Here is a 15697-nt window from a genome sequence, read left to right as displayed (position 1 = left end):
TCGCCCTTGCCGCGTTCGTGGTGGAAAAGATTCTTAGCCGCCGATTCACACGGATACAGATATGCTTCCCCCACGATGAGGGCTTATCGGCCACCCTAACGCGAAAATAGGCATTGTTATGCATCAATGTGGCTAAAAAAGCAAAATGGTTCATGAGCCCAATAGAAAAAAATCACGGGTCAGCAATTATATTTCATGCATTTAGACAAAAATATCCTGCGCTTGGATCCATCCTACAGAAGGAAAGAGAATGACTGAATCTGATTTACATGCAGGGTTTGAACGGGAAATCGCCGGTGCCCGTGAAAAGCTTATCCGCATGGCGGAGTCGATCCTGAAAGACAGGCTCGATGCCGAGGATGTGGTCCAGGAAACGCTCGTTGCCGTGTGGCAGGCCTATGGTGAAGGCATGGTGCGCGATCTGCAGGCGTACGCGGCACGCGCGGTCTGGCTCAATGCTCTCAAGCAGAGGGCGCGGAGGAGGCGGTTCGTGTCCCTGGAACCGGAAGCGCTCCGGGCACAGGGGATTCCCGAGCCGTCATACAGCCCGGATGAGGACCTTGTGATATCCAGCTGGGAATTGGAAAAAGCAATTCTCGGTCTGCCTTCCCATCAGCAGGCGGTGGTGCGTCTCAAGTACTACGGCGGTCTGACGTTCAGGGAGATTGGGCGGGCGATGCATATCTCCATGAACACGGCCGCAAGCCGGTGCCGGTATGCGCTCATCGCCCTGAGAATCGCGCTGCGAATCGAGAAATAAAAGGAGAAAAATCATGAATGATCACGACGTGAAAGGAATTAATTTCGGCGGAGGCGGCGCCACCAGCGTCGCGGGAATCATCGGAGGGGTGGTCTTTGCCACAGGCGTGCCCTTCGTGATCCTAAATTTCGGAGGGGTGCTGTCCCCGGCAATGGTGACGGGTATTGTGATCGGCTCCATCGCAATCGGCGGACTTGTGGTGCTCACCTCGGCGTTTTTCGGGCTCGTGATGCCGTCGAACATCTCGGAAAAGTGGCAGGAGTACGACAGTGATCACGGGAAACGAAAAACCGGCGAGACCACATAGGAAGGCGAATAATCGGCTCGATAGTAGGTCCCGGGGGATGGGGTCGCGGCCCTGTTCCCCGGAATTCCGCTTTTTATTTTATCGACCCGGGCGGCGCAGCCATTTTCCAATTATTTACATCCTGGGGCCGGGAAAATAAAAAATTTTCCTTGACCGGGTTGCCGGTTTGAAACTAATTGCTTAATTTAATTAACTGGTTAATTTAATGCGATGATTATATCAGACCCCCCTCGCTTTAAAAAGAAGACCGGGGACGGGAGAAATTCGATGAAGGTCGGGAAAGTGCGGCAATGAGCAACGAGCGCGAACAGCATGAGACCAGGGAGCGGATACTCTGGGCGGCAAAAAAGGAATTCGCCGGCAAGGGGTACGCGGGTGCGCGCATGAGCTCCATCGCGAAAAAAGCGCGCGCCAACCAGGCGCTCATTCACTATTATTTCAACAGCAAGGAGAATCTCTACCAGCAGGTGCTTTACCGGCTTTTCGGGCTCGAGCGCAGTGAACTGGAGCAGCACGATTTCGAGAAGTTCAGCATGACCGCCCCCCAGAAGCTGCACGCGGCGATCTATCTCCTGGTGCGCCTGTATACCGAGGCGACCGACCCGGACATGAACAGGATTATCTCCCGCGAGGTCGCGGAGGGCAGGCGCTTCCTGAACCCGCTGTTCCGGGATTACCTGATTCCGCGCTTTGAGCGCCTCGTGAAGGTCATCGAGGAGGGCGTGGCGGAAGGGGTGTTCGAGACGCGAAACCCGTTCCTGTTCGTGCTGCAGATGATAATGTTCCTGATGTTCATTTCGAACAACAGGGAGACCTTCCAGGGATCTCCCTACGAGGAGAGGCTCTATGGGGAGAAGGGGGGGGAACGGCTTTACGAATATATCGTGAGCCAGAGCTTCAAGGGCCTCCGGCCAGAAGGCGGAACGCTCCCGGTGCCGCCGATTCCGCCCGAGGTGTGCGTGGATCTTGACGAATTTATACGGAAAATCAAAGAGGACCAGATAGGAGGAACACTCAATGACTAGCCTACGATATTCGCTCGCGGTGCTGTGCGCGGGCGCGGTACTCGTCGTGTACACTGCAGGATACGCGCAGGAGAAAGACGCCGACGATGGCGCGTCCTTTACGATTGAACAGGCGATAGACCTGGTGCTCCAGAACAACCTGAGCCTGCGGGCCGCGAAATACGACGTGATCATGAGCGACAGCGCGGAGAAAAGGTTCGACAAGAAATACGCGCCCACGATCTCCGCCGAGGGCGGGTATATGTGGCAGAAGACTCCGGCATCGGGTATGTCGGTTTTCTCCGGAGATAAGCAATATCAATGGGATGCGGTCGCAAGCATATCCAAGAATTTTTCAAGTGGTACGAACCTGTCCGCCGGGGTAAAGGAGATATATTTTGACGGCAACGATCCCGGCATAGCTGACTTCAATATTCCCAAACAGCCCCCTTTACATAAGCCGGCCTTGTTTGTGAATCTCCAGCAGGAGCTTCTGAAAAACACCTTTGGCGTGAACGACCGGGCACAGGCGGGGATACTAAAAAACACGACCACCATGCAGCGCCTGGCCATAATCGATCAGCTCGCGGGGCTCGTGGTGACGACGCTCGTGGATTACTGGAACGTGAGCCTGCAGCGCTCGGCGGCGGATAACGCGCGGCTGGAGCTCGAAAGCAATACCCAGGTGCGCAACATCATCGCGCAGAACTTCGCCTATGGGCTGGCCGAGGGCTACGACCTGAACCAGTTCAATGCGCTCGTCGCGGGGGCGGAGTCGAAGCTCGACATGGCGCGCCAGTCCTACAAGGAGGCGGTCAGGAAGCTCCTGCGCACGCTCAACATGCCCCCCGATACGAAGGTTAAGGGCGTGACCGACCTCGTGGAAACGCTCCCGGAGCTGGATCCCGACGCGGGTGTGAAGACGGCGTTCATCAAACGCGTCGATTACCGGAACGCGCTGATGCAGCTCGACAGCGCGAAAAAAGAGCTCTCGATACAGGAAAACGGCATGCTCCCTTCCCTCACGCTCAGTTTCGGGGGGACGACGCTGGGACAACAGGAGAGCATAGCGCGCGCATATGGCGACACGGTTACCGGGGATTATCCCGGGTGGAACGTGCGGCTCAAGATGAGCTACCCCCTTGGAGACAGCGAGGCGGAGACGAATTTAAGGAACGCATACCTTAAAATCAAGCAGTCGGAGCTCGCGGTGGCAAACCTCAAGCTTGAGGTGCGGGACGACGTGTACTCGAAATACGACATGGTGAAGCTGCAGCACGGCGTGCTCGGCAAGTCGCGGCTGATGCGCAACGAATCGGAGGCGTATTACCAGCAGATCATGGTCAAGTTCCGGCAGGGAAAGGTGAAGTCGCTCGATATAAAGACGGCGCTGGACACGGTCGTGGCGGCGCGCCAGCGCGAGCTCGAGGCGCTCATCACCTACAACGTGGCGCTCCTGCGCCTTGATTTATCGAAGAACGAGATATTCGAGCGATACAACGTGGACGTGGAAAAATACATCAAGCAGGTAAAGGAGTAATCACATGAATATAGCGCGGCTGGCAATCAAGCGGCCTATCCTCATAGGGTGCATCGTGATCCTGATTCTGGTCACGGGCATTATTGGTTTCAATAGGCTGGGGGTGGACCTTTTTCCTCCCATCGACTTTCCGGTGGTGACGGTGACCACCATCTATCCCGGCGCCACGCCGGAGGAGATAGAGAACCTGATCACCAAGCCCCTCGAGGAGCAGATGAGTACCATCGCGGGGATCAAGAGGCTCACATCGAGGAACCTCGAGGGTCTCTCGGTCGTGGTGGCTGAATTTACCTACGAGACGCAGGTGCGTTACGCCGAAGAGAAGGTGCGCGAGAAGGTTTCTATCGCGCGCGGAGAGTTGCCGACCGATCTCGAGCAGGAACCTCTCATACGCCAGTTCGACTTCACCGACATGCCCGTACTCACCCTGGCGGTGACGGGAGACCTCCCGCCCACGGAGATGTACGACCTGGTGAAAGAGCGGATTAAGCCCGTCATCGAGCAGGTGAGCGGGGTGGGCGAAGTGCGCATATCCGGCGGCCGGCGCAGGGAGATACAGGTGGAGCTCGACCTTAACAAGCTGAACGCGTACGAGATCTCCGCGATCACGGTGGCAAACCAGCTCAAGAACACCGGCGCGAACATCCCGGTGGGCAAATATGATCGTGGGCAGACATCCACGCTGTTCAGGACGATTGGCGAGTTCACGAACATCGAGCAGATCAAGAAATCCGTAATCAGTTTCGAGAACGACGTCTCCAACGCGATCACCCTGGAAAAACTGGGGGTCGTTCGCGACGACGCCGAAGAGGTGAAGACCATCTCCTACCTGTATTACCCCATCGAAGAACAGGGGGAACAGCCCGGATTCTTCAAGCGGATGTTCGGCGGCGAGAAAGCCAAGGAGATGAAGTTCGAACAAAAACCGGCACTGGTGATCGATATCTTCAAGCAGTCGGGAACCAACAGCGTCGCGGTCACCGATGGGGTGCTGAAGCGCATCGACAAGGTGAACGCGATTATCAAGGCGACGAAGGGAGATCCCAAGCTTGTCTTCGTGTACGACACCGCCAAGTATATCAGGCGCAACGTCGACGACGTTAAGGAAACCATGATCATAGGCATACTCCTGGCCGTGGTCGTGGTATACCTCTTCCTGGGCAACCTCCGATCGACAATCATCACGGGGGTTGCGATACCCAACTCGCTCCTGGGCGCCTTCGTCATCATGTACTTCATGGATTTCACGGTGAATATCATGACCCTGCTCGCCCTCTCGCTCACGGTGGGACTCCTGGTGGACGACGCGATCGTGGTGAGGGAGAACATTTTCCGAAAGCTCGAGTCCGGGATGCACCCGATGAAGGCGGCCGAGCACGGAACCAAGGAGGTGATGCTCGCGGTCATCGCGACTACGCTTACGGTCATTGCCGTATTCCTGCCCATAGGCTTTCTACAGGGCATCGTGGGCAGGTTTTTCAAGCAGTTTGGTCTCACGGTCGTGTTCGCGATGTCGATAAGCCTCTTCGACGCGCTCACCGTGGCACCGTTGCTGTCTGCTTATTTTGCGGGCAAGGGCGGCAAAGCGAAGAACATTCTGGTGCGGAAGTTCGACGCTTTTCAAGATCGGACCGACAAGGTATATTCCAAGCTCATCAACTACAGCGTCAACAACCCGATGAAGATCGTCGGGATTACTTCACTGGTGTTTTTTCTGAGCATCGGCGCGTTTTTCGTTATCGGCAAGACATTCCAGGCCGATCCCGACGAGGGCGAGTTCATCGTCAGCATCGAGATGCCTCCCGGGACGAGCATCTACGGAACCCAGGACCTGGCCCAGAAGATCGCGGATAAAATCAAGACCGTCCCCGAGCTTCACCACATGAATATCCAGATAGGTAATGACCAGGGTGAATACAACCTTGCCTCTATCGGCGTATTCATGGTGCCGCGCACGGAGAGGAATCGGACGACCAACCAGCTCAAAGAGGAGATTCGCGGTTTCCTGAAGGAAAAGCAGTTTGCGGTCGCCAATCCTTCCCTGGATAACTACACGCGTTCGGCCGGGGGATCCGGGAACAAGCCCTACATCCTGAATCTGTCGGGAGACGACCTCGAGGTCCTCCACCAGTACTCGCTCAAGGTGATGGATAAGCTCAAGGAAATCCCTGACCTGACGGAGATAACGACGAGCTTCCAGACCGGCAAGCCCGAGTTCCAGGTGCAGCTGAACGAGCAGAAGATGCAGATGCTGGGCGTCTCTCACAGGACCGCGGGCGCGGAGCTGCGCTACCGGGTGGAAGGGGGTGTGGTGGGCAAATTCAAGGACAAGTCCCAGGATCTCGAGTACGACATCCGCATGAGGCTGCAGCCCGACCAGCGCGACCTCCAGCGCGTGTACAACGAGACCCGCATCCCCAACATGAAGCAGAAGGTAATTCCGCTCTCGGCGATCGCCGTTGGCGTGAACACAACCGGGCCGGCGAAGATCCTGAGGCAGGACCGCTCGCGCATCATCCAGATCCTCGCAAACATCGCGCCGGGGGGTGCCGATGGAAACGCGATCGGGAAGACGCGCCAGATACTCGAAAAGGACCTGGGTCTTCCCCAGGGCGTGACCTATGGCTTCGTGGGGCGGGCCGACGCATTCGAGGACATGATCAAGAATATCAGCTTCGCGTTCATGCTCTCGATCGTGTTCATCTACCTGGTGCTGGCCAGCCTGTATGAATCATTCATCACGCCGGTGACCATTCTCCTGGCCCTGCCGCCGGCGATGTCCGGCGCGTTCCTCGCGCTGTTCATCACGGGCAAGCTTATGGACATGAACTGCATGATCGGGGTCGTAATGCTCCTGGGGCTTGTGACAAAGAACTCCATCCTGCTGGTGGACTTCGCGCTGGAGGGTACGCGCGCGGGACTCCCGCGGAAAGACGCGATCATCAAGGCTGGCATGATCAGGCTTCGGCCCATCCTCATGACGACCTTCGCGATGCTCGCGGGCACGCTTCCCGTCGCGCTGGGCGTGGGCGAGGCGGCCAAGTACCGGGTATCTATGGGTATCGCGATCATTGGCGGGCTCGTGGTGTCGACGCTCATCACGCTGCTCGTGGTTCCCGCGGTGTTCGAATACATCGACAGGATCCGCGAGTCGATCGAGAGCAAGTTCCGTCCCGCGCCGGAGAAGCAGGGGGCGGGGGCCGATAATACTAACGGCGAGGACAGCATCGCCCACGAGATCGTGAACGACCTGAAAAAATTCGAACGGAAACACGGCGACCTGGCATTCGCCGGCGATGATATGCCCCTTGCGGTGACGGGCCCGGTCAGGCGCGACACGTCCAGAAAAAAGAAGTAGGCTCTACGCATACCCCAAAGCGGGGTATGCAAAAAATTTCTGGCGACGGTCGTATCCAGGGAGAATGATGCTCGAACGGGAGGTTTGAGATGGTCATTACATACACCCCGTCTCCGCGTCTGGCGGAATTCGTGAGCTGCTTCTGGGCGCTCTCCAGCCTTGATGCGGCTCACTCGGAGCTCGTGTATCCTACTGGTCGCATCCAGGTCATTTTCCACTATGGCGATCCTTTTATCGATACGCTGCCCTCCGGATCCGCTTTGATACATCCGCGTTTCGCCTTGTGCGGGCAGAAGACTTCCTACAGCCATGTTTCCGCGGGCGGCTCATGCGGGATGATCGGGGCCGTGTTGCACACCCATGCAGCGTTCAGGGTCCTTGGCCTGCCGGTGCACGAGATCACGGACTTAACCGTCGGGCTTGCCGAAGTCGTGTGCGAATGGAGCGATCTGGAGGAGGAGTTCCTGGATTGCGTGGACGATCCCTCCCGCATCGCGGTAATTGAGAAGTTTATTCTCCTGAAAACGGCAGGAGACGCGTGCTGCGGCGATTACTTCGTCAGGTCGTGTGTCGACGAAATCGAACACAGCAGGGGGACGACCGTTCCGCACAAGAGCCTGGAGCGGTTCGACCTTTCGAAACGAAGCATGCAGAGGATATTTCGCGAGCGCACGGGGCTATCGCCCAAGAAATATGCGGAGATAGTGAGGTTCGAACACTGTATCGCGCTGCTCGGGAGGCACCGGGACACGACCACGGCAGCCCTTGAGGCCGGCTTCTACGACCAGTCCCATTGCATAAGGGAATTCAGGAGGCTGTGCGGACTCACCCCGCTGGAATTTTCACGGGCGATGTGAATTCTACGAAATGGCGTTTTTATACAATCGGTATTTTCAGCATTGTGGCAGGTATCCGGAAAAACCAAAAGGAGATATGCCATGAATACCACGCTTGTAGAAAAGGCCGCATGCCACCTGGACGTTCTCTGCCGCCGGGTAGGGAACCGTGCCGTGGGCAGTCGCGGAAACAGGGAGGCGACGGAATTCTTCGAAAGAACAGCGTCCTCGTTTGGATGGGAAATCGAGACGGATGCACTCGATGTTGTGGACTGGGATGGAGGCGCGGCGGGGCTCACGTTCCGCGGGGATTCGTTCCACGTCCAGGCGAGCCCCTACTCCAGAGGATGCTCGATCGAGGAGGCGGAACTTGTCCGCGTATCAAGCGTTCATGAACTGGAACGAGCGGAGCTCCGCGGGAAGGCGGTCCTTCTCCACGGGGAGATAGCCCGTGAACAGCTTATGCCCAAGAACTTTATCTTCTACAATCCTGAAAGTCACCGCATGATAATCTCGCTCCTCGAACATAAGAATCCCGCGGTGATCATTTGCGCCACGGGGAGAAATTCAGCGCTCGCGGGCGGCGCCTATCCATTCCCACTCATCGAGGATGGGGACTTCGACATCCCGTCGGTGTATATGACCGACGTTGAGGGAGCGCGACTTCTTGCGCACAGTGGAGGGATGGTTACGATTCGCTCATCCGCGGCCAGAAGGCCGGACAAGGCCTTCAACGTCACCGCTCTCAGGCGTGTCTCCGGGGCGAAACGAATCGTTCTCACCGCGCATATCGATGCCAAGAAGGGAACCCCCGGGGCAATCGACAACGCGACCGGGGTGGTGATTCTACTGCTCGCCGCGGAACTCCTGCGCGACTACACGGGCGGTTTTCAGCTTGAGCTCGCTGCGTTCAACGGCGAGGACTACTACGCGGTCCCGGGGCAGATGGATTTCATCCGGAAGAACGAAGGCAGGTTTGGCGGGATCATGTTGAATATCAATATCGACGGCGCGGGATATATGGAGGGCGATACGGCCTTCTCGTTCTACGGAACTCCAGACCATGTGCGGGAGACGGCGGAAGGGGTGATACGCGAGGCTTCCGGTGCAGTCACCGGTCCCGAGTGGCCCCAAGGCGATCACAGCATCTTTATGCAGTATGGCGTGCCCGCGATAGCGGTAAGCTCCCTGTGGCTTACCGCGGGAATGGAAACCCAAGCTCTCACCCACACGGAAGCCGACAACCCGGATATCGTCGATTGTGAAAAAACCGCCGCCGCCGCGCGGATGATTGCGGAGATCGTGCGACGGCTGTAAGCGCGGCTCGCATCGCGCGTATTTTCCGATCCAGGCCTACATCGCGGAGGGTTGCAGCATGCTCACCCTGTTGCCCTCCGTGTCGATAAAGGAAACGTACCATCCTATGCCCGGTATTTCCATGGGTTCCCCGAGCACCGTTCCCCCGGCCTTCGTCACCTTTTTCATGTGCTCTTTAATATCGTCGACCCCGATCACGATCGAGGGGAATTGCGCCGGCATGTCGTCCGTTTTCGGGAAGAAGCCCCCGTTGATCGCCCCCGGTTTCACGGGACGGCCGTCGCCATCGCTCTCGGTCGTGGTGGCCAGTACGTAGTCCCCCATATCGGGGCCCAGGAGCTGGGTCTTCCAGTCGAAAACCTGGGAATAAAAGGCAGCCATGCGCTCCCGCTTTTCGGCGGGCATTTCGAAGTGTATGACGGGATTCATAGTGTTCTCCAATATAACGCCGCCGGCGAATGCGTCCGTCCTGCGGCAAATGTTTAATAAGCGTGGGCTGTGATTCAACCACTCATATGCGGGCGTGCGGTTGAATCATGGCTATAGTCCTTCAAGATACGAATAGTGAACGCGGTTTCAAAATTAATTATCGAACATAATGATTCAGCGCCGGGTCCGGGGTTGCGCATCCTTCACACCCGCTTCTTTTCCCGGCCGCGGGCAATTTTCCGTCTCGCCCGCATACGCTTCATGACAGCACCCATGGTCCGCCCTATCGCTCTCGCAGCTGAACGACATTCCGCACTCTTCACAGGTATATTCGATCGATGTCATAGTTTCCATGCGCATCCTCCCGGGCAGTCGCCCCGAATCGTCACGATTAATATACGGCGAATTCCGGGCTTCGTCCATGGGCCGCGTGAAGGCGGGTGTGAATTAATTTTCGGGTAGATGCCTTAGTCGGTGCTGATACGGCGGTGTATTTTCCGCTTCGGCGTGTCGCCGGGGTCTCCCCAGTACAATTCCCAGCAAATGACGCCATTTTCGATCCTCTGGCCGATGGCATAGTGAGAAAACTTTGCATAGTTATGCCTGTTTTTCTTGCCTTGCAATATTTCGTCCAGATATCGGTCCGTGGCGATCGCCACCAGGTAGGAGACGGAGAACCTACCAAGCTTACGAAAATCCGAAACAAGCTCATTCTCAGCCTCCCTGAAGGAAATCGGAAAACAATGCCAAAGCTTCCGGGGATCGCGCGGCTGGTACTTCACTAGGGTAAACCCCCCCTGGAAGTGATCGATATCGCCCCGTATGCGGCTAAGAAGCATAATCACGACCTCGCGTTGAGATTTCCCAAGCCGGACTGTGGCGATGCTTATCTTAAAGAAGATATCGTTTCTCATGTTGATGCTCGTTCGCAGCATTCCGTATCCTCCGGAGAAAACGTGGAGCGTATGAAATGAATACGAATGAGGGTCTGAAAATATTAACATTTTCATAGATTCTCAATGCGAAACGTCTGAAACTTAATTCACACCCGGATACGGTTCGCGCATGGCTCCCTAAAAAAAGCTTGAATTCGCCGGATTCCGGGGCATACTTTTGAGGCTGCGGGCATGACATGAAACCGGGGTCGATACGATGCGCTACAATGTGCAGGTCCTGAATTTCGCAAAGCTTGTGACCGATAAAATCGATTACAACGCGCTTGCGTTTAAAATAGAGATCGGAAAGATCGCCGACCTGAGCAGCTCAAAAAGCCTCAGGATCCTCCTCGAAACGCTCGTCGCCGGCGGCGCCCGGAAGATCGTCGTGGATCTCAAGGACCTTGAACAGATTGACAGTTCGGCCATCGGCATCATCATCAACGCGACCAAGCTCATCCGCCAGCACAAGGGCGATCTCGTGATACTGAATGTGCCGCCGGACATCGAGGCGATTTTCAAGGTCGTGAGCCTGCAGCGCTTTATAAAAATATTTAGCTTCGAATCCGATGTCATCGAATATTTGCGCATCGTTTGAGTGCCGGAGGCCTCGGTGGAACTTGAACTCGAAATCATCCGGCTCTCGCCCATCGCCGCCACGGCGATCGACTACAATCTGTACATTTTCAGGGTCAATATCAATGCCCCGTCGATCGACCTCAACACGGGCGCCGCGCTGACCGCCTTTCTCGAGACCATTATCCGCGGGGGGGCGCAAAAGATCGTAATCGATATGAAAAACGTGGAGCAGCTGGACAGCTCCGGGATTGGTGTTTTTATCAACGCCTCCAAGCTCATGAGCCCGAAAAACGGGGAAATCGCGATATTCAACATCCAGCCGGAAATCAAGACCGTACTTAAAACCATCAATCTCCAGAAGCTGGTCCTGATTTTCAACCTCGAAGCCGAGGCAATGGCACATTTCCGTTACCTTTAGACTAAAGAGGCCCTTTTTTATAAAAAAATACATTTATTATAATTAAAAGTGCTGGAAAACTTGTCTCTTCCCCGGAAATGTAGTATATTATTCTGGTTTGCGTACTTAGCAAATCTAAGCGTGACGGGAACGTCAAGATGAAAGCGTGAAGCGAATGCGTCCAGGGAAACATACGGTTAGAAGGCTCACCGCCGCGTTCTTCGCGGTGCTTCTGGCATGTGGTTTTCTTGTTCCGTTTGGCTGCTTTCAGGACAACTTTAGCAGGGATGTCGAATCCGTAAACGACCAGGAGCGTGAGGAAGGCTCTTCGGCCGAGGGCTTTCCCGAACCAGGGAACGGCGGCGCGATCACCATTTCCGCTATCACGTTCACTTCACTACAACTGAAATGGCTCCCGGGGATAGATACGGTTACGCTGCCGGCTGAGCTCCGGTACCAGGTGTATTGTTCCAAGATCAACAACATTCACACCCTTGAAGATATCGACGCGAATCTTTCCACCGTACTCCTGGCCGCCGACTCGTATGCGCTCTCCACGTTCAATATAACCGGCCTCATTGCCGGCACCAGCTATTACTTCAATGTGGTTGTAACAGATGCCGACGGAAATCGAGCGGCCTACACATCAACCTCCGGCGCGACGCTGGTCGCGAACGGAATTTTCCTTTTTTCCCCAAGCGATACGTACAACGGCAACCTCATGGCCGTACCGGTCCCCGTTACCACCCTCGTGACGACGTCGGTTGTTGGTACTCCCATCCGGGACCATCTCGACGCGATCTGTGTCGCGGTGAGGGCGAACGACTTCGCGGACCTTCCCTGCACCGCAGTGCACGCGTTTATCAGCACGGGGGAAATAGTTTCCAATACGGCGGGGTATGACTCTATCAAGGGGATGCCGGAAACATTTGGCCTGCCCGTTGACCAGCCGGTGCGCGGGCCGGGCCCGGCGTTCTATAAGGTCGCGGACAACTGGGCCGATCTCTTCGATGCGGATGAGCTCGCCTACGATTTGTTGGCCGCGGATATCGCCGGACAGGACTGGTGGTCGGGCTCCCTGGGGGATGGAAGCTTCGCGACGGATCCGACCGGCACCACCCAGGGCTACAATTGCAACGGCTGGTCGGTGGGCAACAATTCCGCCTTCGGAAGAATGGGAAAAAAGACCATGGCCGATTCGCACTGGATCTCCGACGACAATGTGAATTGTAATACGCCGCAGCGCCTACTCTGTGCGTGTTGGTGAGGAACGGGACCGGTAGCGTATGAACCCTCCCACTTCTTCCCGACCGTCCCCGAACACATGGCGACGTGTCCCGCTCATCCCGCTCCTGTTTATATCGATCTTCCTCTTCTGCGAAGACGGGATGCGCCAGGACGTAGAGCAGGTCAACGATTTGGAGCGTGACGGCCAGTATGCGGGATACCCCGTGCCCGGGGGATACAGCATCATCGCGATGGAAGACCGTACCTTCACCTCGATCGAACTTTCTTGGGAACAGGCGACCGATATGAAGACCCCGCAGGGATCGCTCGAATACCGCGTATACCGCTCGCACATCAACAATCTCCGCACCGTTGGGGAGATCGACGCGAACGAGGCTTCGCTTACTCTGGTGAGGGATTGGACTCCTGCGACAGGCACCGTCCAGATTTCCGGACTTGTTGCGGGCACCCGGTACTATTTCAATGTGGTCGTGCGCGACGAATCGGGGAATCGCTCCTCCTATATGTCCACCCGCAGTACTACGCATCCCGCGAACCTGGTGTTTCTCTTTTCCACGGACGAGGTGGCGGGCGACCTTGTATCGGATCTCGTAAATCCCATACCGGGCACTTCGCGGGAGAAGGCCGATTCGCTATGCCGGGTTATTAAATCCGAGAATTATGACGAGATGCCGTGCGACACTATACGCGCGTTCATCAGCATCGACGCGGCGGACGAGATTGCCGACATGCCCGCCAATTACGCTGTGCCCACCGACCGGGCCATCCGGGGTCCGTCCGGGAAAAAGGCCGACCAGATCGCGGCGAATTGGGGCGATCTTTTCGATGGGGGCGACCTGGAACAAACGCTGGCGAAATCAGGGATAAGCTCGGGCAACTGGTGGTCCGGGTCGAATGCGGCCGGCAACTCCGATTTGACGAATAATTGCAGCGGATGGACGGTTGCCACCGGTGGCCAGGACGGCATGATCGGCAAGAAGAACAAGACCGATACGGAATGGATAAGCTCCGCGACTTCCAAGTGCAACAAGACCCATCGCGTCATCTGCGCGTGCTGGTAACGTCCGGCTAAATTACAGTTGACACCCTCCCCCGGCGACACGCTACACTCCGCTATGACTTCCAGGCGATTCTATTCCGATTTTCTGGTTATCGGCAGCGGCATTGCGGGCCTCACGTTCGCGATCAAGGCCTCGACGCTGGGCACGGTCAATATCGTCACGAAGAAAAAAGACTTCGACTCGAACACCAACTACGCGCAGGGCGGGATAGCCTCGGTTATCGCACCCGGCGACGAGTTCGAGAGCCATATCGAGGACACCCTTCGTGCGGGCGCCGGGCTGTGCAACCCCCGGGCCGTCGAGATACTCGTCAAGACGGGCCCGGAGCGCGTCAGGGAGCTCATGGAATGGGGAACCCATTTTTCCACGACGCGCGACGAGCACGGGCAGACGGTCCTTGACCTGGGCAGGGAGGGGGGGCATTCCCGGAACCGCATCGTCCACGCGACCGATCTCACCGGCCGGGAGATCGAGAACGCCCTGCTGAACAAGATTTCCACCATTCCCAACATCACCATCTTCGAAAATCATACCGCGGTCGACCTCCTGACGGAACACCAGCTTGGTCTCGCGCATCCTGATACGCGCCCGGGGAAGGACGAGCCGGTCACCTGCTTCGGGGCCTATATCCTTGAAAACGCGACGGGCGCCGTGCACATATTCAATTCCCGCACCACCTTCCTCGCCTCCGGCGGGGCGGGACAGGTGTACCTTCATACCACGAACCCGGAGATCGCGACCGGGGACGGCATCGCGATGGCCTACCGCGCGGGGGCGATGATCGCGGACATGGAATTCATCCAGTTCCATCCCACCACGCTCTTCATAGAAAACCAGCAGGGACGTTCCTTCCTTATAAGCGAGGCGGTGCGCGGTGAAGGGGCGATCCTCCTGAACAGGAAGGGAGAGCGCTTCATGGACGGCGTCCATCCCATGAAGGAACTCGCCCCGCGCGATATTGTCGCGCGCGCGATCGACTGGGAATTGAAAAAATCCGGCGAGCGCTGCGTCTACATCGACATCTCGTTCAAGAGCGGGGATTTTCTCCTCAAGCGCTTCCCCTACATCTATTCCCACTGCCTGAAGCGCGGGATCGACATTTCCCGGCAGTCCATTCCCGTGGTCCCGGCCGCGCACTACCTGTGCGGGGGCGTGGTATCGGACCTGTACGGGCGAAGCTCCGTGAGGAACCTCTTCGTGTCGGGCGAGTGCGCGTGCACGGGCGTTCATGGGGCAAACCGGCTGGCGAGCAATTCCCTTCTCGAAGGGGTCGTGTTCTCCCATTGCGCGTACGAGTACCTGAGAGACAATTCGACGGCGGCGGGGGCCGATACGCGCATTCCCGAGTTCCCGCACTGGAACAAGGAGGGAACCTTCGACCTGGAGGAGTGGATCCTCATCCAGCATAACGTGGAGGACGTGAAGCGCCTCATGTGGGACTACGTGGGCATCGTGCGCTCCAACCTGCGCCTGCAGAGGGCGTATCGCCGCATCCTGCTCCTGGACGAGGAGATCAAGGACTACTACCGGCGCAGTACCGTGTCGGCCCGGCTTGTGGAGCTGCGGACGCTCGCGACGCTCGCCAAGCTCATCATACGGGGAGCCGTTACGCGCAAGGAGAGCCGCGGGTTGCATTACAACACCGATTACCCCGAGCCGGTCGAGGGGCTGCGAAAGAGCGTGGTGCTGCGTACCGGGCAGGAGCCGGCGATGATATCCCTGGAGGGCATCTCCTTTCCTTCGCCGGACGGCCCCGTGTCCCGGGTGTGATCCCCCGGTGAAAACCCGAAAAATGCCTTGAGTCCGGCGCCCGCCGGGTGTATTTTTCAGTATCTGTGCGCACACGACAAATCATCTGAGTGATAAGGAATGCTTAGTATCGGGATAGGGAGCGACGTGCTGGTGCTCAAGGCGTCGGGCGAGATG

At 57.0% G+C, this 15697-nt stretch carries 14 protein-coding genes; 12 read left to right on the top strand and 2 right to left on the bottom strand.

Translation table 11 applies throughout. The features are described from left to right. Positions 1–250 precede the first annotated feature (250 nt). From EPN93_15460 to EPN93_15430, 7 genes are all read left to right on the top strand, one after another. On the top strand, positions 251–760 hold the full coding sequence (locus EPN93_15460; GenBank protein TAL32702.1) for a sigma-70 family RNA polymerase sigma factor: 510 nt from the start codon (positions 251–253) through the stop codon (positions 758–760). Positions 761–773: 13 nt separating this feature from the next. After that, on the top strand, positions 774–1067 hold the full coding sequence (locus EPN93_15455; GenBank protein ID TAL32701.1) for a hypothetical protein: 294 nt from the start codon (positions 774–776) through the stop codon (positions 1065–1067). A gap of 290 nt (positions 1068–1357) precedes the next feature. Beyond that, entirely contained in the window at positions 1358–2092 is a 735-nt protein-coding gene (locus EPN93_15450; GenBank protein TAL32700.1) for a TetR/AcrR family transcriptional regulator, read from the top strand. After that, positions 2085–3611: a TolC family protein gene (locus tag EPN93_15445; protein TAL32699.1), complete on the top strand. Its 1527-nt coding sequence runs from the start codon at positions 2085–2087 to the stop codon at positions 3609–3611. Before EPN93_15450 ends, EPN93_15445 begins: the two co-directional genes overlap by 8 nt. Positions 3612–3615: 4 nt before the next feature. Continuing rightward, entirely contained in the window at positions 3616–6969 is a 3354-nt protein-coding gene (locus EPN93_15440; GenBank protein ID TAL32698.1) for an efflux RND transporter permease subunit, read from the top strand. Between the two features lie 89 nt (positions 6970–7058). Beyond that, a complete protein-coding gene (locus EPN93_15435) occupies positions 7059–7826 on the top strand; it encodes an AraC family transcriptional regulator (protein TAL32697.1) in 768 nt (255 codons plus the stop codon). Between the two features lie 81 nt (positions 7827–7907). Continuing rightward, positions 7908–9122 carry a Zn-dependent exopeptidase M28 gene (locus EPN93_15430; protein TAL32696.1) on the top strand — a complete coding sequence of 405 codons (1215 nt, stop codon included), beginning with the start codon at positions 7908–7910 and terminating at the stop codon, positions 9120–9122. Positions 9123–9158: 36 nt separating this feature from the next. On the opposite strand, the gene EPN93_15425 is transcribed toward EPN93_15430, so the two are convergent. After that, a complete protein-coding gene (locus EPN93_15425; GenBank protein ID TAL32695.1) occupies positions 9159–9551 on the bottom strand; it encodes a VOC family protein in 393 nt (130 codons plus the stop codon). Positions 9552–10018: 467 nt separating this feature from the next. Beyond that, positions 10019–10486: a hypothetical protein gene (locus EPN93_15420; GenBank protein TAL32694.1), complete on the bottom strand. Its 468-nt coding sequence runs from the start codon at positions 10484–10486 to the stop codon at positions 10019–10021. A 217-nt stretch (positions 10487–10703) separates the two neighbouring features. Between EPN93_15420 and EPN93_15415 the strand changes: the two genes are divergently transcribed. The 5 genes from EPN93_15415 to EPN93_15395 all read left to right on the top strand — a co-directional run bounded on the left by EPN93_15415 (position 10704) and on the right by EPN93_15395 (position 15541). Beyond that, a complete protein-coding gene (locus EPN93_15415) occupies positions 10704–11084 on the top strand; it encodes an anti-sigma factor antagonist (protein ID TAL32693.1) in 381 nt (126 codons plus the stop codon). Then, positions 11085–11483 carry an anti-sigma factor antagonist gene (locus EPN93_15410; protein TAL32692.1) on the top strand — a complete coding sequence of 133 codons (399 nt, stop codon included), beginning with the start codon at positions 11085–11087 and terminating at the stop codon, positions 11481–11483. Positions 11484–11637: 154 nt separating this feature from the next. Beyond that, entirely contained in the window at positions 11638–12729 is a 1092-nt protein-coding gene (locus EPN93_15405; protein TAL32691.1) for a fibronectin type III domain-containing protein, read from the top strand. Positions 12730–12748: 19 nt separating this feature from the next. Then, on the top strand, positions 12749–13771 hold the full coding sequence (locus EPN93_15400; GenBank protein ID TAL32690.1) for a fibronectin type III domain-containing protein: 1023 nt from the start codon (positions 12749–12751) through the stop codon (positions 13769–13771). 54 nt (positions 13772–13825) lie between these two features. After that, positions 13826–15541, top strand: coding sequence for an L-aspartate oxidase (locus EPN93_15395; protein TAL32689.1), 1716 nt, complete (start codon positions 13826–13828; stop codon positions 15539–15541). Positions 15542–15697: the final 156 nt, after the last annotated feature.

It is taken from the genome of Spirochaetota bacterium, assembly GCA_004297825.1.
Classification (GTDB): domain Bacteria; phylum Spirochaetota; class UBA4802; order UBA4802; family UBA5368; genus FW300-bin19.
This window is presented reverse-complemented; position numbering and strand designations above follow the sequence as displayed.